This is a genomic window from Raineya sp., from assembly GCF_053497555.1.
The window spans coordinates 15224-37274 of record NZ_JBRCWE010000062.1 but is presented as its reverse complement, the minus strand read 5'-3'; the positions used below and the strand labels follow the sequence as shown (position 1 = coordinate 37274).

Genomic DNA, 22051 nt, shown 5'->3' with positions numbered 1-22051 from the left:
TCACTATCAAACCTTTAAGCAATGAAAGCATACGTTTTTCCCGGACAAGGCTCGCAATTCAGCGGAATGGGCAAAGATTTATACGAAAACAACGCTACTGCCCAACAAATTTTCAGGCAAGCCAATGAGATTTTAGGTTTCAGCATTACGGACATTATGTTTGCTGGCACGGAAGAGGAACTCAAACAAACCAAAGTTACCCAACCTGCTATTTTCATACATTCAGTAGCTCTTGCCATAGCTCACAACATTCAGCCCGATATGGTGGCAGGACATTCGCTCGGCGAATTTTCGGCACTGGTTGCCAACAAAACCCTTTCTTTTGAAAACGGCTTACAACTCGTTGCCAAGCGTGCCGAAGCTATGCAAAAAGCCTGTGAAATTACGCCTTCTACTATGGCGGCAGTTTTGGGCTTGGAAGATGAAAAAGTTGAAAAGATTTGCGAGGAAATCCGAAATGAAAACCCTAATCATATCGTTGTACCTGCCAATTACAATTGCCCTGGTCAGCTTGTTATTTCGGGTTCGGTGCAAGCCGTAGAAATTGCTTGTGAACGACTGAAACAAGCAGGTGCTAAAAGAGCCTTAATTTTACAGGTAGGTGGTGCATTTCATTCACCGCTAATGCTTCCTGCCCAAGAAGAGTTGCAGAAAGCCATAGAAAATACCCCTTTTGCCAAACCTATTTGCCCTGTGTATCAGAATGCTGTGGCAAAAGCAGTAAGCGACCCTGATGAAATTAAGAAAAACCTAATAGCTCAACTCACTGCCCCTGTCAAATGGACACAATCGGTGCTGGCTATGAGCCAAGACGGAGCTACCGAATTTATTGAGTGCGGACCAGGCAAAGTTTTGCAAGGTTTGGTGAAAAAAATTGCCCCACAAGCAGGTGCAATGTCTTTGTAAAAATTAAAGTTTTAAGCTACCCAAAACTATGAACATAGGCGATAAAGTTCGGCTGCTGCACGGCAAAGAGTCGGGAGTGATTGTGGCTATCAAAGGCGATATAGTAGAGGTTGAAATTGAAGATGGCTTCACCATTCCTGTTCAGAAACGTGAAGTAGTGCTTATTTCCAGCGAAGAGAGCAAGCGTTTTTCTTCACAAGAAAAAGATAGCAAAATCCTTGTTCGTGAAGTGCAATCTGCCATTGGTATTTACTTGGCTTTTTTGCCTCTCAACGACCAGAAATTTGCCTTATATTGCCTCAATAACAGCGATTGGGCTTTACCTTTTGCTATTCACAAAGAGCAAAATGAAAAAGTTTTTACAATCAGCAAGGGAGTTTTAGAGCCTCAAAGTTCACAAAAAATTGAAGAGGTAAGCATTTCGCATTTAGAAAATTGGGGTATCTACCACGTACAAATGATTTATGCTTCCGCCAAGCCCTTTGCAGAGCCTCTAATCTTGCAGAAAAAGCAGAAGTTTAGAGCCAATCAGTTCAAAAACCTGCAAGAAGTACCTGTTTTAGGCAAAAAGGGCTATCTTTTTCAGTTGGATAAGGAGAGTATCAGTCCAGAAACTACGCAAAAATTAGCAGAAAACTTGCAGGCACAAAGCATTTACGCTTGCCACGAAAAAATTTCTCCTACGGATTCAGTGGTTGATTTACACATTGAAACACTCCTGAAAGAGCATCAATCGCTTTCGGCAAATGAAATACTCGCCTACCAACTGGAAATTTTTGAAAAGTGCTTGGACAGAGCCATTGCCAACGGACTTTCTGAAATTACATTTATTCACGGCGTAGGAAATGGCACTTTACGACAAGAAATTCACAAAAAAATCAGCAAACACCCACAAGTGGCTTTTTACAAAGATGCTCAAAAAGAAAAGTTTGGCTACGGAGCAACTTTTATCAAACTCAAATAAAACAAGAAAGGCAGACCTTGAAGTCTGCCTTTTCTGTTATCAAATCCTTTACACATAACTATTCAACATCAGTGGCATTAGGAGCATCAAAATATCTTCGCCGTCTTGCTTTTCGGTAGGAAGTATGATACCTGCTCGGTTAGGCGAAGAAAGCTCAAAAACCACTTCTTTACTTTCTAAACTGGAAAGCATTTCAATCAAAAATTTAGCATTGAAACCGATTTCCATTTCTTCGCCTTCGTAGTTGCAAGTTAGATTTTCGTTGGCTTCGTTAGAAAAATCTAAATCTTCGGCAGAAATGAAAAGATTATCACTGCTAATTTTGAAGCGAACAAGATGTGTATTTCTGTTGGCGTAAATAACAATTCTTTTGAGCGAAGCAAGTAATTCGGTACGAGAAACGGTCAGGTGGTTAGGATTGCTCGCAGGAATAGCATTTTCGTAATCGGGGAAACGCTCATCTATCAAGCGGCAAATTACTTGTGTATCTGCAAATTGGAAAAAGGCATTGGATTTATTAAAGGCTATACTAACAGGGGTTTCATCGTTAGGCAAAGCCGATTTCATCAGATTGAGAGCTTTTTTAGGAACAATCGCTCCCAATTTTTGAGAATTTTTGAGGTCGGTGCGGCGATAACGGATAAGCCTATTGCCATCAGTTGCTACAAAATTGCTTGCATCTTCTCTTAAATCAAAGAAAACGCCATTCATAGCAGGACGCAACTCGTCGGTGCTGGTAGCAAACAGCGTTCCTGTAATAGCCGAAGCCAATATTTTGGCAGGCATTTGCATTTTGAAATTGGTTTCCGCATTGGGTACGCGTGGGAAATCATCAGCATTTTCGCCTGCAAGTTTGTATCTACCATTTTCGGAATGAATTTCCACAACGAAAGTTTCGTTATCTATTTCAAAAGTTACAGGCTGGTCGGGAAGGCTTTTGAGCGTATCGGTAAGAATTTTTGCAGGGATTGCCACATTGATATCTGCCCCTGCCGCTACGGGCAAGCGAGTAATCATTGTTGTTTGCAAATCGGAAGCGGTAATGGTAAGTGTCCCCTCTTTGAGCTCAAACAAAAAATTTTCCAAAATCGGCACAATGGGATTATTGCTAATAACACCATTGATGATAGCAAGTTGTTTTTGTAAAGCAGAGACAGAAATGGTGAATTTCATATTCGTTTCTTGTTTGGCAATCATACACTACACGTTTTAAGTTTGCAAATCTACGAAATTTCTGCAAAAATGTAAGTTTCTTCACAGATTTTTTTCCAAACCCGACTGAATAACCTCAAATACGGCTCTTTTTAGTTCATCAAGATTTTGCAGACTTAAAGTGTGCGTTTCTATGGCAGGGTGAATGATATTTTCCAAGAAATGAGGATAAGCCCTTCGGCTATTATCATCAGGAAGCACTTTCCAAGCCCATTTGAGCGTAATTGGTACAATAGGTGTTTGCGTTTCTATTGCCAAGCGAAATGCCCCGTCTTTGAATTCAACCATTTCAGGCGGATTTTGTGTAAGAATACCTCCTTCGGGGAAAATGATTAAACTTTTACCATTTTGCAAAGCCTTTTTCATTTGCAAGAAAGCCTTTGCCGAAGCGACTTTGCTTTCTCTATCTACGGGAATGTGCATTTTTCGGAACATCAAGCCAAAAAGTGGCACGTGAATAATATCACTTTTTCCTACAAAAGCATAATTGCCTTTCATCAGCCCTGCCATAGTGGCTATATCCAAAAAAGAAGTATGATTGGCACAAAAAATATAAGTTTTACGAGCCGAAAAATGAGCCTTGTACTTGTTTTTTACCCAAACTCCCAAAGTAATGTAAAAACACCAATGCCATATTTTGCAAATCCAGGTGTTGAGCAAAGGCACTTTTGCATAATGCGAAAGCATTAGCCAAGGGAAAACCAACAAAAAACCTATTGTAAAATTGGTAGCAAGGTAGAACCAATATACTCTACCCAAAAAAAATTTCAAGCGGTTTTTCAAGGTTGATTTCATTTTTCAAAGCCCTGCAAAATCAAATTGCAGGGCTTTATTTGCTAATCCATTACGAAAGGATAATCTGTCTGAACATACACATCTTTGAAAGCCTCGCTGGGGTCGGGATAAGGCGAATTTTCTGCAAATTCCACAGAGGCTTCTACTTCAGCAATAATTCTTGCCTCTATAGCTTCCAAATCGGCTTCGGTAGCAAACTTGTTTTCTAAAATAGTTTTACGAACTTGCTCAATGGGGTCTAATGCTTTGTAGGCTTCCAATTCTTCTTTGGTGCGGTACTTGGCGGGGTCCGACATAGAATGCCCACGATAGCGATAAGTTCTAAATTCCAGCAAAGTAGGACCACCTCCGCTTCTTGCTCTTTCGGCGGCACGAGCCACTGCCAGATGCACTTCTTCTACTTTCATTGCATCAACAGGCTCCGAAGGCATATCGTAGCTTTCGCCCAACTGATACAATTCTGTTACGTTGGAAGTACGTTTTACCGAAGTACCCATAGCGTAACCATTGTTTTCAATCACAAAAATTACAGGCAGTTGCCATAGCATAGCCATATTGAAAGTTTCGTGCAAAGCCCCTTGCCGAGTTGCCCCATCACCCATATAGCAAATGCAAAGGTTTTTGGTTTTGTTATATTTTTCGGCAAAAGCGATACCTGCTCCCAAAGGAATTTGCCCCCCTACAATACCGTGCCCTCCTGCAAAATTTACAGATTTATCAAAAATGTGCATAGAGCCTCCTTTTCCTTTGGAACAGCCCGTAGCTTTGGCAAAAAGTTCAGCCATTACGGCATTGGCAGAAGTACCCAGAGCCAAAGGATGCCCGTGGTCGCGGTAGGCAGTTATCCATTTATCGTCTTTGGTAAGAGCCGTAACAGCCCCCACAGCACAAGCCTCTTGCCCGATATACAAATGGCAAAAGCCTTTAATTTTTTGCCTTCCGTAGAGTTGCCCTGCTTTTTCTTCAAAACGGCGTATGAGGAGCATTTTTTCAAACCAAAACAAGTAGGTTTCTTTGGAAAAATGGTAGCTCTCTTGCTTTTGCTTTGCAGAATTTTTTGTTTTAGCCATATTTATACAGATTTTCTTTGCTTCCTGTGTCTTGCGAAATTAGCGAAAAGTTTTGGGTGAGCAAGTTTTTTGTAAAAAACTTTTCACCAAAAATTCAAAAGTACGGCAGATTTATCTTTGTTCAACTCAAAAGATTTGCGTTTTCCGTCTTTTTGAAGCAGAACGATATTGCTTTGGTCATCAAAAAGTTCCAGCATAATGGTATTTTGAAGTTCGTAATGCGAAAGTTTTTCGTCAAAGGGCATTTCAAAGTAAGCGGTTACGCTTTCTACGCCTATTTCCTTGCCTATGTAGCGAATAGGAATGAGCTTGTTTTTCTTTTTATGCACCAACCGAAATTTTTGCTCCAAATATTTAACTAAAACTTCATCGGGCGAGCGGTCTTTGCCCAAAGCTCCCAAAAGATATTTTTTCCCAGAAAACTTCGTAAGAGCATTTTCAAGGTCATCTGCAAAAAGTTTTAGCGAAACTTGAAAGGCTTTCTCTTGCGGATTGTAGTACATTTCGGCGAAACTGCTATGAAAATCGTGAAAAGCACCACAATTTAGCCAAATCCAAAAAAACCAGTAATGTAACATTGGCAGATACGTTTAGTGCCTGAAATGCCTGATACCTGTAAAAACCATTGCTAAGCCATTTTGGTTGCAGTAATCAATACTTTCTTGGTCGCGAATAGAACCTCCGGGCTGAATGACAGCTGTAATTCCTGCTTTATGAGCAATCTCAACGCTATCGGCAAAAGGGAAAAATGCGTCAGAAGCCATAACTGCCCCTTGGAGCGAAAAACCAAAACTTTCGGCTTTTGCTATTGCCTGCCGCAGAGCATCAACTCGTGAGGTTTGCCCTGTACCACTTGCTAATAGTTGCGTTTCACTGGCGAGTACAATTGTATTTGATTTGGTGTGTTTGGCAACTTTGGAAGCAAAAAGCAAGGCTCTAATTTCACTCTGCGAAGGTGCTTTTTCAGTAACTACCTGCAAATCGGCTTCGGTTTCGGTTTTAAGGTCTTTTTCTTGCATTACTACTCCATTGAGCAAAGTCCTAAACTGCCAAGTAGGCAAATCTGTATGCTTCCTTTGCAGAATAATGCGATTTTTCTTGGCTTTTAGCTTTTCCAAAGCCTCACTTTCATAGTCAGGAGCGATGAGTACCTCAAAGAACAACTTATCTAACTCCTCTGCCGCTTGGGTATTTACTTTTTGGTTAAACACAATAATTCCTCCAAAAGCCGAAACAGGGTCAGCGGCAAGGGCTTTCTGATAAGCCTCTAATACACTTTCGCCCAAGGCACAACCACAAGCGTTGGTATGCTTGATAATAGCACAGGCAGGTGTGTGAGGCTCAAATTCATCTATCAAGCCTATGGCGGCATCAATATCTACTAAATTGTTGTAGCTCAATTCTTTGCCATTGAGTTGCTCAAACATTTTTTCTAAATCACCAAAGAAATAGCCTTTTTGATGAGGATTTTCGCCGTAACGCAACTGGCGGCTTTCTAAAATACTTTCTTTGAAAGCCATTTGGGCACGGGTTTGGTCATTGAAATACTTAAAAATAGCCGTATCGTAATGCGAACTAATGGCAAAGGCTTGTGTAGCGAAATATTTGCGTTGCTCTAACGTAAATTCACCTTTTTGCTCTTGCAACAACTGCAAAAAATAAGAGTATTGGTTTTTGGAAGCAACAATTAGCACATCTTGAAAGTTTTTGGCGGCGGCACGAATAAGCGAAATACCTCCAATATCAATTTTTTCAATGATTTCGCTTTCTGTTGCTCCTTTTTGCAGGGTTTCTTCAAAAGGATACAAATCTACAATCACAAGGTCTATGGTAGGAATTTCGTATTGAGCAAGTTCGGCTTGGTCTTGACTATGGGAACGCCTTGCCAAAATTCCTCCAAAAACTTTGGGGTGTAAAGTTTTTACACGCCCCCCTAAAATAGAAGGATAAGCAGTGAGATTTTCTACCGCCGTTACGGGTATGCCCAAACTTTCAATGAATTGTTGAGTACCACCTGTGGAATACAATTGTACGCCTTGGGCGTGTAGGGTGCGGATAATTTCTTCTAATCCGTCTTTGTAAAATACCGAAATTAAAGCCGATTGAATTTTCATCTTATACCAAGTTTTGCAATGAATGTCTTTTTTTATGCCAAAATTTCATCATTATAGCCCAAGAAAGAAAGGCAAGTGAAACCCAAGAGGCTATTTTGCCGAGCCAATCGCCCCATAGTACATACAAGGTGCTTTTGGTATTTGCTTGCAAAATTTGCCTACGAACATCACGTACCCAAAAGGGAGTTTGCTCTATCACATCTCCTCGCTGATTGAAAAAACCAGAAATTCCTGTATTTGCAGAACGAGCAACCGCTCTACGCGTTTCTATTGCCCGAAGTCGTGCCATTTGCCAATGCTGTTGGTAGCCCGGTGTATCGCCCCACCAACCATCGTTAGTAATGATACACAAAATAGTAGCTCCTTTGCGTACATAGCTTGCTACATATTCACCAAAAATGGATTCATAACAAATAATTGGGGCGAAAGAAAATTGATTGTCCGAAAAAATTTCTGCTTCTTTCTGAAAGCCTAATCCTCCCGAAGTTCCGCCTAATTCAATCACCAAACTACCCAAAACTTTCTCAATTACTTCGGCATAGGGCATTGATTCTACAAGCGGCACCAGCTTGGATTTATGATAAAAAGCAATACTATCTACCTCATTTCGCAGAAACATTGCCGTATTAAACACGTCATAAAAGCCCACTTGCTCATTTTGGCGAGCCGTAGCTGTACGTTTTTCTTTGCCATAAATAAGCCAAGAGGTAGTACCACCAAGCACCGAAATTTGCGGATTTTCTTTCAAAAAACTTCTGATTTTCTGAATAGGTGCATACTGAAAAATACTTTTTTCGTCATACCCTTCATCAAAAGCCGTTTCGGGGAAAAGCAGTAACTTGGTTTGTGGGGAAATTTTTTCTTTTGCCAATTGCAACAGTATTTCGGCTTGCTTATCGTAAGGGATAAACTTTTCTGTACCAATAAATTTTTCGGTGTAAGGGTCTATATTTGGCTGAACAACCGCTATTTCAATATTTTTGCCTTGCTCCTGATAAGAAAAGTACAAAACCAAAGATAGCAATATGGGCAAAAAAACAACAATAGCTAGAACAACCATTTGCTTTTGCAAAAAACCATTTTGCGAGGCTTGCCAAAGCAAAATACTTCCCCCCCACACCCAAAGTGTTCCGCCAAGTGTGCCTGTATATTCGTACCATTGCACTGCCCAATGCGAATAGGCAAATCCGTTGCCCAAATTTAGCCAAGTCCAACTCAATTCCCAATTCAAATGAGCATACTCAAAGGTTATCCAAAAAAATGCCAAAGCCCATAAAGCCCAAGCATTGGGCAGATGTTTTTTTACAAAATAAAAAGCTACAAAGGGAAGAGTCATTAAGAGTGTGTTGGCAACCATCATTGCGATAGCCCCTTCCCAAGTAGCATTTTTTACCCACCAAGTACAAAATAAGTTCCACAGAAATAGTATCAGATATACACCGCCCCAAAATCGTATAAAACGAAACTTGCTTTGGGATAGATTTTTTTCAAATTGCAAAAGCAACGCAAAGCCTATCCACAAACCCACAAAACCCATTGGTACATACCAAGCCAAGCTCAAAAAAATGGGAATAATGAAAAAGAGGATACGATTATTTTGAAGTATTCTTTGCATAGCTACCAAATTGCGAGCCAAAAATAGTAAGAAAACAGCAGTATCATCGCCGAAAAAGAAAGTTTTTTATTAAAAAATTGTTAAGCAAATGTTAATTTTGTATCTTTGCTAAAAAGCACTATTGCAATGAAATTGTTTAGAAGCCTTTGGAACATTATCAATTACAAGACGTTCATTATCACAACGCTTTCTGTGGTAGCAACCTACTACTGCAAAGAAATGAATTTTGTAGGGGATTTGCCTATTACTTTGGTAGGTACAGCTATCATCTTTCCTGTGGTTTTTTCTATCAATAGTGCCTATCGGCGAAGAGAGGAAGCTATTATGAGCTATGCTTCTCTCAAATCCAATTTTATGGGTTTATTTTATGCAAGCAAAAATTGGGTTGGTGGAGAACACGAAAGTTTTTGCAAAAAAAGTGCCACCTTACTTTTGAAAACAATGAATTACATTATTCTTTTTTTTACCAATACTCAAGCTGAAAAACAAAGCGAATTGGAAAAACCTATTTATCGCAGTTTTGATGAAATTTCTTTGTTCATTCAGTCTTTTCGCAAAGCTAATGTAACGCCAAGCGAACTTTCTCGTGCCGACCAGTATTTTACGCGTGCCGTAGCCGATTTTGAAAAAATGAAAAAAATTCTTTACTATCGCACTCCTTATGCTTTGCGTGTATATGCAATTTTTTTCTTGTATAGTTTTCCCGTTTTATATGCTCCTTATTTTGCTTATCACCTCAAAGATAGCACCTATCCTGTGATTGGCTATCTTTCAGCAGTATTGTATAGCTTTGTCTTTGTAAGTCTTATCAATATCCAAGAGCAATTAGAAAATCCCTTTGACCAATATGGCGAAGACGATATACACTTAGATTTAGAAGAAATGCGAACAATGATTGAAAATGTAAATATTAGAGATGTGGCAAATTTCAAGGCAGAGCAGAATATTTGATTGCATTTCTTTTGTCTTTTTACAAAAAAAACTTTTTCTTTGCCAAAAACTTGCTATGACCAACAAACAACCTGTCTTTCCTTTTGATAGAGCCAATTATTTCATAATGATACTCGGGCTTTTACTCATTGTATTGGGCTTTATCATTATGGCTTCGGATAAAGAACCTTATGGATTTGGCTTTTTAGGTATCACACTGGGACCTATTGTACTGCTTTTGGGTTTTTTGGTACAATTTGTAGCAATCTTTTACAAGTCTAAAAAATGAGCCTTTGGGAAGCGATTTTGCTGGCTATTGTGGAAGGTATTACTGAGTTTTTGCCTATTTCTTCCACAGGGCATATGATACTCACTGCCGCCATAGCCCAAATGAAAGCTGATGATTTCTTCAAAACCTACATTGTAGCTATTCAGCTTGGGGCAATTTTTTCGGTAGTAGTGCTTTATTGGAAACGCTTTTTTCAAAGCATAGATTTTTATATTAAACTTTTCGTTGGATTTATTCCCGCTTTGGTAGTGGGTGCTTTACTCAAAAAGCATATTGACGCTCTCTTGGAAAGGGTTGATGTAGTAGCCTTTGCCTTGCTTGCAGGTGGTATTGTTCTGCTTTTTGTAGATAAGTGGTTCGCTAAAAACGAGAAAAATACTGAACTCCAAGAAATTTCCTACCCTACTGCCTTTTGGATAGGTTGTTTTCAATGTTTGGCGATGGTGCCAGGGGTAAGCCGTTCGGCGGCAACCATTGTAGGCGGTCTGACACAAGGGCTTAATCGCCGTACTTCTGCCGAATTTTCATTTTTCTTGGCTCTGCCCACAATGTTTGCGGCTACTGCCAAAAGCATTTGGGATACCAAAGAGATTTTCATTGAGCAAGCACAACAATCTTGGTTTGTTTTGCTGGTAGGTAATGCAGTTGCCTTTGTAGTGGCTATGCTTGCTATTAGGTTTTTTATCAGTTATCTTACCAAATACGGCTTTCGTCTTTTCGGTTGGTATAGAATTATAGTTGGCTTACTTATCCTAATTTTGCTTTGGTCAGGGGTAAAGTTGGAGATGTTGTAAAGTTTCAAAATAACTTTGCTCTTCCCAAATTTTCTGTATCTTTGCCTAAAATCCAAATCGTTTGGCTTATGAAAATTTGGGCTTTTTCATTGTTTTTTGTATTTGCAGGGATTTCTGCTTTTTCGCAAGATAGCGTAAGGGTTTCGTTTTTCAACAGAAGTCAGAAAAATGTGTATGTAGCACTGGCTTATTACAAACGTATGCCCGAAGGAGATGTAGCTCTTTGTACTTATGGTTGGTTTGAAGTGAAAAAAGAGAAAAGCAAAACTTTGTGGCTCAAAAATATTCAACGCGAAAAAGGGGTATTTTATCACGCTCACAATGTTGTAAATCGTAACGATAACTGGGGCGGAAGTCTTTTTTATATGGTACATCCCACTTCGCCTTTTCATATTGCCTATGCCAACAATTCGGCACTTGCAAGTGCTTTGGATAACGAACTCAATTCCCAAGAACTGCAACAACTGGAAGCATATCCGTTCCGAGAAATGAAATGGAATCCCAAAGGTTTTTTTCAGGTCAATCTTTTAGAATGATATGAAAATACTTTCGGCTTCACAGATTCGTGAATTAGATAGGCTCACCATTTTGCACAAACCCATTGCTTCCATTGATTTGATGGAAACTGCCGCCAATGAATGTGTAAAATGGATCTTACAGAACCTTTCTGCTCAAAAATTTACCATTTTGGCAGGTAGGGGCAATAATGGCGGCGATGGTTTGGCAATCGCTCGGCTTTTGCATAATCAAGGTAAAGAAGTAGAAGTGTTTTGGCTTGAAAATAGCCCACAAGTTTCTACCGATTGCCAAATCAATTACGAAAGATTGCCCAAAGAAATTCCACTCTCGCTTATCAATGCTCAAAATACCCAACTGCATATTCCTGCCGAAAGTATCTGCATAGATGCCATTTTTGGTGCAGGGCTTTCTCGTCCTTTGGAAGGCTGGCTTGCCGATTTGATTGCCCAAATAAATACCTTACCCAATCTCAAAATTGCCATAGATATTCCTTCGGGAATGTACGCCGACCAAATACAAAAAACTGAAAGCACAATTTTCAAAGCAAACTACACCCTCACCTTTCATCAGGCAAAGCTCAATATGCTTTTGCCACAAACCGGAAATTTTGCAGGGAAAATTGTAGTGCTGGATATTGGTTTGCTCAAAGATTATGAACAAGAAATGTCCAGCAACTACTTTATGCTTTCAGAAAAAACTATCAGAAATGGGTATCAGGAGCGACTACCACGTCCTATTTTTGCTCATAAAGGCACATTGGGGCATAGTTTGCTTGTAGCGGGCAGTTTGGGCAAAGGAGGAGCGTCTATTCTTGCGGCAAGAGCTTGCCTGCTGGCGGGGACAGGCTTGCTTACACTGCTTGTACCACCCTGCAATTATTCGCCACTGCAAACGGCTGTTCCCGAAGCTATGCTTTTGCTATCTTCTACAAAGCATTATATTTGTAATGATAAGCACGATTTTTCCATTTTCAAAGCCATTGGTGTTGGCTGTGGAATAGGTTTGCACGAAGAAACACAAACTTTCTTGAAAAACCTTTTGCAAAATGTCCAAATTCCGCTGGTGCTTGATGCCGATGCCTTAAATATAATGGCTCAAAACCCCGATTGGCTTTCATTTTTGCCCAAACATTCAATCCTTACCCCACACCCCAAGGAATTTGAACGTTTGGCTGGCTCTTGGCAAAACGACTACGAAGCATTAGAAAAACAGGTTTCTTTTGCTCAAAAATATCAATGTTTTGTGCTATTCAAAGGGGCTTACTCACGAATAGCTACCCCCGAAGGAAAAGTTTTTTTCAATTCCACAGGCAACCCCGCTATGGCAACAGGCGGTATGGGCGATGTACTTACAGGCATTATTACGGCACTTTTGGCACAAGGCTACCCACCTGAACAAGCCCTTTGCATAGGCGTTTATGCACACGGACTTGCAGGCGATTTGGCACAACAAAAACGCAACGCCATTGCCATTACGCCTACTATGCTTTTAGAAGAACTCACATCTGCCTTTGCCCAACTTGCTTCATTTTGAAGCAAAACTCTATTTTTCTCTCAAAATTACCTGCTCAAATACAAATTGCGTTCCTCGTAAAGTTTTTGGAAGGTATCGTCCATAAGGTTTTCAATAAAGAGAATTGCCTCGCCTGTGGATTTCATCTCTGGACCCAGTTCTTTATTCACATTCGGGAATTTTTCAAAAGAAAACACAGGTTGTTTGATAGCATAACCTTTGCGTTTGGGATTGAAGCTAAAATCTTTGAGCTTATTTTCTCCAAGCATAATCTTTACCGCATAATTGATATACGGCTCCTGATAGGCTTTACAGATAAAAGGAACGGTTCGGCTGGCACGAGGGTTTGCCTCAATTACATACACTTTGTTATCTTTGATAGCAAATTGAATGTTGATAAGCCCAATAGTATTGAGAGCCAAAGCTATTTTTTGGGTATAAATTTCAATTTGCTCAATCATCATTGGGTTGAGCGAAAAATGAGGTAAAACAGCATTGCTATCGCCTGAATGAATACCTGCAGGCTCAATGTGTTCCATTATGCCAATGATATACACATCTTTTCCATCACAAATAGCATCGGCTTCGGCTTCAATCGCCCCTTCCAGAAAGTGGTCAAGCAAAATTTTATTATCAGGATTTTCGTTCAAAATCTTGACAACGTGTTCTTCCAATTCTTGCTCGTTGATAACGATTTTCATACTTTGCCCTCCCAAAACATAACTGGGACGCACCAGCAAAGGAAAGCCCAAATCTCTTGCCAATTCTACGGCACTATCGGCGTCTTCAATAACGCCAAATTGTGGATAAGGAATTCCCAAGTCTTTGAGCAAGTTAGAAAACTTACCTCTATCTTCGGCAATATCCAAAGATTCATAACTTGTACCAATAATTTTTATGCCATAACGATTGAGCTTTTCGGCAAGTTTCAGAGCCGTCTGACCGCCCAATTGCACAATGACCCCTTCGGGCTGTTCTTTTTGAATAATATCGTAGATGTGTTCCCAAAAAACAGGCTCAAAGTAAAGTTTATCGGCAATATCAAAGTCTGTAGAAACGGTTTCAGGGTTGCAGTTTATCATTATGGTTTCGTAGCCACACTCTTTCGCCGCCAAAACACCGTGTACGCAAGAGTAGTCAAATTCTATCCCTTGCCCTATCCTATTGGGTCCCGAACCTAATATTACAACTTTTTTAGGCTTTGTTTTTTCTTGATAAGCAAGGGCTATATCGGCTGGTTTATTCTCCACTTCTGAAAAGCTGGGGGGTGAGGTAAAAGTAGAATAATAATAGGGCGTAACTGCTTCAAATTCAGCGGCACAAGTATCTACCATATTGTAAGTACGCTCAATGCCTAACTCTTTGCGTTTTTTATAGACTTCGCTTTCTAAGCAACGCAATAAATGGGCTATTTGCCTATCGGCATAACCTTTACGTTTTGCCTCCCAAAGCAATTGAGCAGGAATATCTTGCAAAGTGTATTTTTGAATTTCTTTTTCCAAAAGAACCAACTCTTCTATTTGGTGTAAAAACCAAGGGTCAATTTGGGTGAGTTTCTGAATGGTTTTGAAAGAAATGCCCATCTTGAAGGCATCGTAAATATGAAAAAGTCGGTTGGCGGAAGGATTTTCTAAACTTTTCAGTAAAATTTGCTGGTCAGTAACTTCTCTGCCATCAGCCCCTAATCCATTTCTTTTGATTTCCAAACTCTGGCAAGCTTTCTGCAATGCTTCTTGGAAATTTCTGCCAATACCCATTACTTCACCAACAGATTTCATCTGCAAGCCGAGCCTATCATCGGCACCACGGAACTTATCAAAATTCCAACGAGGAATTTTTACAATCACATAATCCAAAGCAGGTTCAAAGTAAGCAGAAGTAGTTTTCGTAATTTGGTTGGGGAGTTCATCAAGATTATAGCCAATAGCAAGTTTTGCGGCAATTTTAGCAATGGGGTATCCCGTAGCTTTGCTTGCCAGAGCCGAAGAACGCGAAACTCTTGGATTGACTTCAATGACAATGATTTCATCTTCATTTTTGGGATTTACAGCAAACTGAATGTTACAGCCTCCTGCAAAATTTCCAATGCCATTCATTACCTTGATAGCCCAATCTCGCATTTTTTGGTAGGTAGTATCGGAAAGTGTAAGAGCAGGAGCAACCGTAATGCTATCGCCTGTATGTATGCCCATAGGGTCAAAGTTTTCTATGGAGCAAATAATAATGACATTTCCCTTGCTATCGCGAAGCAGTTCCAGTTCAAATTCTTTCCAACCAAAAATAGATTGTTCTACAAGTACTTCGTGTACAGGCGAAGCCTGCAAACCCCTACGTAGAGCCTCGTCAAAATCTTTTTCTTCATTCACAAAACCTCCGCCTGTTCCGCCCAATGTAAAAGAAGGACGAATCACCAGCGGGAATCCAATTTGCTGAGCAATTTCTTTGCCTCGCAAAAAAGATGTAGCCGTTTCGCCTTTACAAACCCCTGCTCCAAGTTCCAACATTCGCAAACGAAATTTCTCGCGGTCTTCGGTGGTTTCAATGGCATTTACATCTACCCCTATCATCTGCACACCATACTTTTCCCAAAGCCCTGCTTTGTGGCATTTGATAGCTAAATTTAATGCCGTTTGTCCTCCCATTGTCGGCAAAACGGCATCAATTTGGTGGCGTTGCAAAATGTATTCAATAGATTTTCGTTCCAGCGGCAAGAGATAGATATGGTCGGCGGTGAGCGGGTCTGTCATTATCGTGGCAGGGTTAGAATTGATAAGAATAACCTCAATACCTTCCTCACGCAAAGAACGAGCCGCCTGTGAGCCCGAGTAATCAAACTCACAAGCCTGACCAATAACAATAGGACCTGAACCAATAATAAGAACCGAACGAATAGCAGGATTTTTGGGCATTGTAGTAAAAATTTCGGCAAAAATACAATTTTTAAGAAATTGCCACCGCTTGCAAGCAGTAAAATATTTTTGGAAAGAAAACTTGCAAAATTCCTACAAACCACCGAAATTAGGCAATCTTTTAGCAAATACATAATACCCCGATAAAAATGACTTTCAGAATTTGCAGGGTTCTATTGGATTTTGAAAGATTTAGAAGGGGAAAATACTTAAAACCGATTTTTTCAGTACAAAATAAAGTTGTCTATGCTTACTGCCGAAAAAAGTTTCCAAGAGGCTATTCTGCAAGGTATTCCTGATGAGTTGCCTCCTATGCCTACGTATGATGAAAGCATCAATCACGCCCCCAAACGCAAAGATATTTTAAGCAAAGACGAAAAAAGACTTGCTATTCGCAATGCTTTGCGATATTTTCCGAAGAAACATCACGCTTTGCTTGCCAAAGAATTTGCCGAAGAGCTGGAAAAATACGGCAGAATTTATATGTATCGCTTTCGCCCTACCTATCCGATGTATGCTCGCCCTATACACGAATACCCGCACAAAAGCATACAAGCGGCGGCAATTATGGCAATGATACAAAACAATTTAGACCCTGCCGTAGCCCAACACCCTCACGAACTCATTACCTATGGCGGTAATGGAGCTGTTTTTCAGAATTGGGCTCAATATCTGCTCACAATGCAGTATTTGGCTACAATGACAGACGAGCAAACCCTTGTAATGTATTCAGGACACCCTCTTGGGCTCTTCCCTTCGCACCCGGACGCCCCACGCGTAGTGGTTACCAACGGAATGATGATTCCCAACTATTCTAAACCTGACGATTGGGAACGCTTCAATGCTTTGGGCGTAACACAATACGGACAAATGACTGCTGGTTCGTATATGTACATAGGCTCGCAAGGCATTGTACACGGCACTACCATTACCATTCTGAACGCAGGTAGAATGATAGATAAAACAGGCTTGGGACTTGCAGGGAAGCTATTTGTTACCGCAGGTTTAGGAGGAATGAGCGGTGCACAACCCAAAGCCGCTAAAATTGCAGGTTGCGTTTCCGTTACTGCCGAAGTAAATTGGAAAGTGCTTGAAAAAAGACACCAGCAGGGCTGGGTTGATGAAATTGTTACCGATTTGAATGAACTTGTGCAAAAAGTTCGCAAGGCTCAAAAAGAAAAAGCCAATACTTCTTTTGCTTATTTTGGTAATGTGGTAGATGTTTGGGAAAAATTTTTGCAAGAAAATATTTTCGTGGATTTAGGCTCTGACCAAACCTCTCTGCACAATCCTTTTGCAGGTGGGTACTATCCTGCGGGACTTTCTTTTGAAGAAGCCAATACGCTAATGGCTGAAAACCCCACTCTTTTCAAGGAAAAAGTTTATGAATCTTTGCGTAAGCAAGTGGCTCTTATCAATGCCCACACCGCCCAAGGAACCTATTTCTTTGATTACGGCAATGCCTTTTTGCTGGAAGCCTCACGGGCAGGTGCTGATATTTGGGCAAAAGACGGCAAAACTTTCAAATATCCCTCTTACGTGCAAGATATAATGGGACCAATGTGTTTTGACTACGGCTTCGGTCCTTTCCGTTGGGTATGTATGAGCCAAAATCCCAACGATTTACAAAAAACAGATGAAATTGCTTTGCAAGTGCTGGAAAAACAATACCAAAATGCTCCTGCCGAAATACGACAGCAAATTGCCGACAATATTCTTTGGATAAAAGACGCTATGAAAAACAATTTGGTAGTGGGTTCGCAAGCACGTATTCTCTATGCCGATGCCGAAGGCAGAATAAATATTGCCAAAGCCTTTAATGAAGCCATTGCCAAAGGAGAAATTTCTGCCCCTGTGGTACTGGGCAGAGACCACCACGACGTTTCGGGCACCGATTCGCCCTTCCGTGAAACCTCTAACATTTACGATGGTTCAAGTTTTACAGCAGATATGGCAGTACAAAATTTTGTAGGCGATGCCTTCCGAGGAGCTACGTGGGTGAGCTTGCACAATGGCGGTGGCGTAGGCTGGGGCGAGGTCATCAATGGAGGTTTTGGAATGGTACTGGACGGCTCGGCAGATAGTGATAGAAGGCTCAAAATGATGCTTCACTGGGACGTAAATAATGGCATTGCTCGCCGTAGTTGGGCAAGAAATAAAGAAGCCATTTTCGCCATTCAGCGGGCTATGCAAGAAGAACCTCGCCTCAAAGTTACTTTACCCAATTTGGTAGAGGATACGCTTTTGGAAAATTTGTTCTGAAATCTTAGCTATGAACCCTTTACCTCATTTTGATTTAGACAACCTCTCGGAAATAGAACTGAAAAATTTGGTCAGGTTGCTTGCTGAACAAAAAGCCGAAAGAGATTTTCTTTTGAGTAAGCAAGAAGAAATTTTTCAGTTCTACGACCGCTACAAGGTAATTTCGCAGATGTCGCGTGAAGGCTTATGGGAATTTGTTATTCCTGAAAGTTTTAACGAGGAAGCCTCTATTTGGTATTCTGATGAATTTATCCGCCTTTTAGGCTACGAAAAGGAGCATTTCCCGCCACTTGTCAAAACTTTTCTCAACCTTATTGAGCCTTCGCAAAAAGAAAAATTTTTACAAGATAGAGCCAAGTTTTTCCGTGGAGAGCTAAACAACGATATTTTTGAAACCGATTTGCTTTTGCTTACAGGTGCAGGCGAGTACAGGTGGTATCAGCTACGTTCTAAAATAAAGCGAAAAAAACAAGGAAGAGCCTTTCTGGAAGTAGGAGTATTGCGTTCTATACATAGCCGAAAGCTCGCCGAGCAAAAAATCATAGAACGAGAAAAAACACTACGATTTGTTTCGTATGCCAGCAAAGACGGCATCTATGATGTAGATTTAATCAATCAAGAGGCTCATTTTAGCGAAAATTTTTATTTTATTTTAGGCTATTCGCCCCAAGAAACCCAAATCACTTGGGATAATTGGCTCAGCTACATTCACCCCGAAGAGAGAGAAACATTCACGGAAGCCTACAACAAATTTTTACTCAAAAAGCTCAATTCCTTCAAGCGAGAGTGCCGTATGCTTTGCAAAGACGGGAGCTATCGTTGGGTGCTGAATCGTGCTAAAATGGTTGAATTTGATGAATTTGGTGTGCCTATTCGTCTGGTAGGTACAATCGCCAACATTCAGAAAATAAAAGAATCGGAGGATAAATTGAAAGCGGCTTATGCCGAACTGAAAGTTTCGCAAGAAAGCCTCAAACAATACAACGAAGAGCTTAAAACTACTTTGGAACAACTGCAAAAAATGCAAGAACAACTGGTGCAAGCCGAAAAAATGGCTTCTTTGGGTACTTTGGTGGCGGGCATTGCTCACGAACTTAATAATCCGATTGCCTACATTTTGGGCAGTGCCGAAGGCTTAAAAGCCAACATCAACGACCTTTTGGAAATCATCAGCGAATACGAAAAACTTAGCAAAGAAAATTTTGATTCACACAAAAAAAATATTCAAAACCTTCAGCAACAGCTCTCTTTTGAAGAAATTTTGCAAGAAACCCAAGACCTTATCAAGAATATTCGTACAGGAGCCAACCAAGCTGCTGAAATTGTCAGGGGCTTGCGTAGCTTTACCAAAAGCAATGATTCGGTATTAGAAAAAACGAACTTACACGAGATTTTGGATAATTCTCTTGCCCTGCTATACAACCAAATCAAAAATGGCATTGAGGTTGAAAAAAAATACTCCCCACAAATACCCCTGATAGACGCCTACCCTACCAAGCTCAGCCAAGTTTTTATGAATTTGCTCATCAATGCCATTCACGCCATTGAAGAAAAAAAAGCCGAAAAAGGCAAAATTACCCTTGAAACCAAACTTCAAAACGGCAAGGTAAGTGTAAGTATAAGCGATAGCGGCACAGGCATTGATAGTGAAAAGCTCAAACATATTTTTGAGCCCTTTTACACAACCAAAGAAATAGGCAAAGGTACGGGTTTAGGGCTTTCTATTAGTTTGGGCATTGTAGAAAGTTTGCACGGGAAAATCAATGTCTTTTCAGAACTTGGAGCAGGTAGCACCTTTGAAGTTGTTTTACCCCTTACCCAATCCTAATCTTAATGCAAGACTTTCGCTCTTTATATGCCGCCTATGATGTTTTCCCTTCGGCAAAAGGGGCGGCTACGCATATACATCATTTTGCAGGTTCACTGCTCACCCACTACCCTGATGGTTTGTTGTGGGTTTTGGGAGATGAGGAGCTACCTGAAAAGGAAATTTGGCAAAATGGCTTTATTCAGCGAGTTTTTTTGCAAGAAAAGGAATTTTTGCATCGTACCGAAAGGTACAGCGAAGAACTTGCCTTTGCCTTGAAAAAAATGCCACATTTGCAGATTGTTCATTTTCGGGATATTTGGTCGGGAGTACCAATACTAGCTAACCCGAACAAAAATTACAAAACTATTTTTGAGGTAAATGCCTTACCCTCCATAGAACTTTCGTACCGCTACGAAGTATCGGGGAAAGTTTTAACCCAAATCCAGCATTTGGAAAATTTTTGCTTGGAGCAGTGTGATAAAATTGTTGCCCCTTCTGAGGTCATAAGAGGCTTTTTGCTCAAAAAAGGTGTTGCGTCCGAAAAAATATGTGTTATCAGTAACGGGGCAGAAATTCCCCTGCCCCAAGAACGCCCCCAAGAAGCCCCCGAAAGGTATGTTATTTATTTTGGAGCTTTGCAAAGTTGGCAAGGAGTAGATACATTGCTACGTGCTTTTCGGCTCTTGCAAGATTTAGATATTTTTTTGGTGATTTGTGCTTCGCACAAACCTCGTTTTTGTAAGAGGTATCACAAATTTGCTGAAAAGTTGGGTTTGCAAGAAAAAATTATTTGGCGATACCGCTTGCCCAAAAATGAGCTTTCGGCTTGGGTACAACACGCCTTATGTTCGGTTGCCCCTCTGAAAGAATGTAGCCGAAATTTGGAGCAGGGTTGTTCGCCACTAAAAATTTTGGAGTCTATGGCAGTAGGTACGCCTGTGATAGCTTCTGATATGCCTGTGGTACGTGAAATTATTGAAAATGAAAGTTTGGGCAAGCTCATTCGTGCCGATAGACCAATGGAACTGGCTCGTGCCATTCGTATATGGAATGCCTATCCGTACAAAGCCCAAGAAATTGGCAGAAATGCCCAAAAATACATTCGGGAACATTTTACTTGGGAACAGAAAAAGATAGCCCTTCTGAAATTGTATCAGGAATTACTGACGAGTAAGGTTTATCATTAGCTTTTTTCGCTCACGCCTGCACTTTCAAAACTTGCCATTTCGTTCAGAAAAGCCACCGCACTTTGTATGACTGGGAACGCCACCGCACAGCCCGTTCCTTCACCCAAACGCATATCCAATTGGAGCAAAGGTTCTGCTTGTAAAAATTCCAGCATACGCCGATGTCCCATTTCGTTGCTTTGGTGGCAAAAAATAGCATTTTGCTTGATGGCAGGTTCTATGGCTTGGGCTACCAAAAAAACACTGCTGGCAATAAAGCCGTCTATCAAAATGAGCATCTCTTGCCGAAAAGCCTCCAGCATTGCCCCACACATCTGAGCCATTTCAAAACCTGCAAAAGTCTGTAAAATTTGCAAAGGATTGCTTATTTTTCCGTGAAAACTTTGTGCTTTTTTCAAAACTTCAATTTTATGCAAAAGCCCTTTATCATCAACCCCAGTGCCTTTGCCTACACATTGCTCAATGGGCAAATCGCACAGATAACTCATCAGCATACTTGCGGCAGAAGTATTGGCAATGCCCATTTCGCCAAAACCTATCGTATTACAGCCTGTTTCCAACAATTTTCTGACAATTTGGCTTCCTTCTTGCAAGCAAAATTGTAGCTCACTTTCGTTCATTGCAGTAGCTTGCAAGAAATTCTTTGTGCCCCAGCCTGCTTTGGCTGAAACTAAATCGGGGTGAGGCTCAAAATGATATTTTACACCCGCATCTACTACTTTCAGAGCCAGTTGATGCTGTCTGCAAAAAACATTGATAGCCGCACCTCCACGCAAAAAGTTTAGTACCATTTGGTAGGTAACTTCTTGCGGATACGCACTAACCCCTTCTTGGGCAATGCCGTGGTCACCTGCAAAAACCACTATTGTTGGATTTTGCAAGGAAGGTGTTAGCGTTTTTTGTAGAATACCTATCTGTAAAGCCAATTTTTCAAGTTTTCCCAAAGCTCCCAAAGGTTTGGTTTTTTGGTTTATTTTTTGTTGCAGTTGCTCGGCAAGGTTCATTTTGGCAAAAAATTTTGCAATTATTTACGTTCAAAAGGTTAAGGTTCAAGAGTTTGAAGTAAAAGTTTTATTCCGTCTAAATATTCAAATGTTCTAAATCCTGTTTCCTGCATCTTGTTTCCTGTTTCTACACTACAAATTAGACTTGAACAATTCCCA

The 22051-nt window shown here is 40.6% G+C and carries 18 protein-coding genes; 10 read left to right on the top strand and 8 right to left on the bottom strand.

The window, feature by feature from the left end:
• The first annotated feature begins 21 nt into the window (after positions 1-21).
• Together fabD and ACWITO_RS08035 are read left to right on the top strand one after the other, a co-directional pair.
• A complete protein-coding gene (gene fabD, locus ACWITO_RS08040) occupies positions 22-906 on the top strand; it encodes an ACP S-malonyltransferase (RefSeq protein WP_448529480.1) in 885 nt (294 codons plus the stop codon).
• 28 nt (positions 907-934) lie between these two features.
• Positions 935-1870, top strand: a complete 936-nt coding sequence (locus ACWITO_RS08035) for a DUF2027 domain-containing protein (RefSeq protein WP_448529479.1) — start codon at positions 935-937, stop codon at positions 1868-1870.
• Positions 1871-1918: 48 nt separating this feature from the next.
• On the opposite strand, the gene dnaN is transcribed toward ACWITO_RS08035, so the two are convergent.
• The 6 genes from dnaN to lnt all read right to left on the bottom strand — a co-directional run bounded on the left by dnaN (position 1919) and on the right by lnt (position 8676).
• On the bottom strand, positions 1919-3043 hold the full coding sequence (gene dnaN, locus ACWITO_RS08030) for a DNA polymerase III subunit beta (RefSeq protein ID WP_448529478.1): 1125 nt from the start codon (positions 3041-3043) through the stop codon (positions 1919-1921).
• Between the two features lie 81 nt (positions 3044-3124).
• A complete protein-coding gene (locus tag ACWITO_RS08025) occupies positions 3125-3853 on the bottom strand; it encodes a lysophospholipid acyltransferase family protein (RefSeq protein WP_448529477.1) in 729 nt (242 codons plus the stop codon).
• A gap of 65 nt (positions 3854-3918) precedes the next feature.
• Complete coding sequence (gene pdhA / locus ACWITO_RS08020) at positions 3919-4947, bottom strand: pyruvate dehydrogenase (acetyl-transferring) E1 component subunit alpha (protein WP_448529476.1); 1029 nt, start codon at positions 4945-4947, stop codon at positions 3919-3921.
• Between the two features lie 83 nt (positions 4948-5030).
• Complete coding sequence (locus tag ACWITO_RS08015) at positions 5031-5525, bottom strand: DUF6702 family protein (protein ID WP_448529475.1); 495 nt, start codon at positions 5523-5525, stop codon at positions 5031-5033.
• A 12-nt stretch (positions 5526-5537) separates the two neighbouring features.
• Positions 5538-7061, bottom strand: a complete 1524-nt coding sequence (purH, locus tag ACWITO_RS08010) for a bifunctional phosphoribosylaminoimidazolecarboxamide formyltransferase/IMP cyclohydrolase (RefSeq protein ID WP_448529474.1) — start codon at positions 7059-7061, stop codon at positions 5538-5540.
• A gap of 1 nt (position 7062) precedes the next feature.
• Entirely contained in the window at positions 7063-8676 is a 1614-nt protein-coding gene (gene lnt, locus ACWITO_RS08005) for an apolipoprotein N-acyltransferase (RefSeq protein ID WP_448529473.1), read from the bottom strand.
• Positions 8677-8802: 126 nt separating this feature from the next.
• On the opposite strand from lnt, the gene ACWITO_RS08000 reads away from it, so the two are divergent.
• The 5 genes from ACWITO_RS08000 to ACWITO_RS07980 all read left to right on the top strand — a co-directional run bounded on the left by ACWITO_RS08000 (position 8803) and on the right by ACWITO_RS07980 (position 12741).
• On the top strand, positions 8803-9627 hold the full coding sequence (locus tag ACWITO_RS08000) for a hypothetical protein (RefSeq protein WP_448529472.1): 825 nt from the start codon (positions 8803-8805) through the stop codon (positions 9625-9627).
• A gap of 55 nt (positions 9628-9682) precedes the next feature.
• Positions 9683-9895: a DUF3098 domain-containing protein gene (locus tag ACWITO_RS07995; RefSeq protein ID WP_448529471.1), complete on the top strand. Its 213-nt coding sequence runs from the start codon at positions 9683-9685 to the stop codon at positions 9893-9895.
• Complete coding sequence (locus ACWITO_RS07990) at positions 9892-10689, top strand: undecaprenyl-diphosphate phosphatase (RefSeq protein WP_448529470.1); 798 nt, start codon at positions 9892-9894, stop codon at positions 10687-10689. Before ACWITO_RS07995 ends, ACWITO_RS07990 begins: the two co-directional genes overlap by 4 nt.
• Positions 10690-10757: 68 nt before the next feature.
• Positions 10758-11225 carry a DUF1036 domain-containing protein gene (locus tag ACWITO_RS07985; RefSeq protein ID WP_448529469.1) on the top strand — a complete coding sequence of 156 codons (468 nt, stop codon included), beginning with the start codon at positions 10758-10760 and terminating at the stop codon, positions 11223-11225.
• 1 nt (position 11226) lies between these two features.
• Positions 11227-12741 (top strand): NAD(P)H-hydrate dehydratase, encoded by a 1515-nt coding sequence (locus ACWITO_RS07980; protein ID WP_448529468.1) that lies wholly within the window; start codon positions 11227-11229, stop codon positions 12739-12741.
• A 26-nt stretch (positions 12742-12767) separates the two neighbouring features.
• Here ACWITO_RS07980 and carB read toward each other — a convergent pair whose 3' ends face one another.
• Positions 12768-15629: a carbamoyl-phosphate synthase large subunit gene (gene carB / locus ACWITO_RS07975; protein WP_448529467.1), complete on the bottom strand. Its 2862-nt coding sequence runs from the start codon at positions 15627-15629 to the stop codon at positions 12768-12770.
• Positions 15630-15875: 246 nt separating this feature from the next.
• Between carB and ACWITO_RS07970 the strand changes: the two genes are divergently transcribed.
• The 3 genes from ACWITO_RS07970 to ACWITO_RS07960 are packed head-to-tail and all read left to right on the top strand — an operon-like array spanning position 15876 to position 20888.
• On the top strand, positions 15876-17891 hold the full coding sequence (locus tag ACWITO_RS07970; RefSeq protein ID WP_448529466.1) for a urocanate hydratase: 2016 nt from the start codon (positions 15876-15878) through the stop codon (positions 17889-17891).
• A gap of 10 nt (positions 17892-17901) precedes the next feature.
• Positions 17902-19719 carry a PAS domain-containing protein gene (locus ACWITO_RS07965; protein ID WP_448529465.1) on the top strand — a complete coding sequence of 606 codons (1818 nt, stop codon included), beginning with the start codon at positions 17902-17904 and terminating at the stop codon, positions 19717-19719.
• A gap of 5 nt (positions 19720-19724) precedes the next feature.
• Entirely contained in the window at positions 19725-20888 is a 1164-nt protein-coding gene (locus ACWITO_RS07960) for a glycosyltransferase family 4 protein (protein WP_448529464.1), read from the top strand.
• Here ACWITO_RS07960 and cobT read toward each other — a convergent pair.
• Positions 20885-21892 carry a nicotinate-nucleotide--dimethylbenzimidazole phosphoribosyltransferase gene (gene cobT, locus ACWITO_RS07955; protein ID WP_448529463.1) on the bottom strand — a complete coding sequence of 336 codons (1008 nt, stop codon included), beginning with the start codon at positions 21890-21892 and terminating at the stop codon, positions 20885-20887. The genes ACWITO_RS07960 and cobT overlap by 4 nt on opposite strands.
• Positions 21893-22051: the final 159 nt, after the last annotated feature.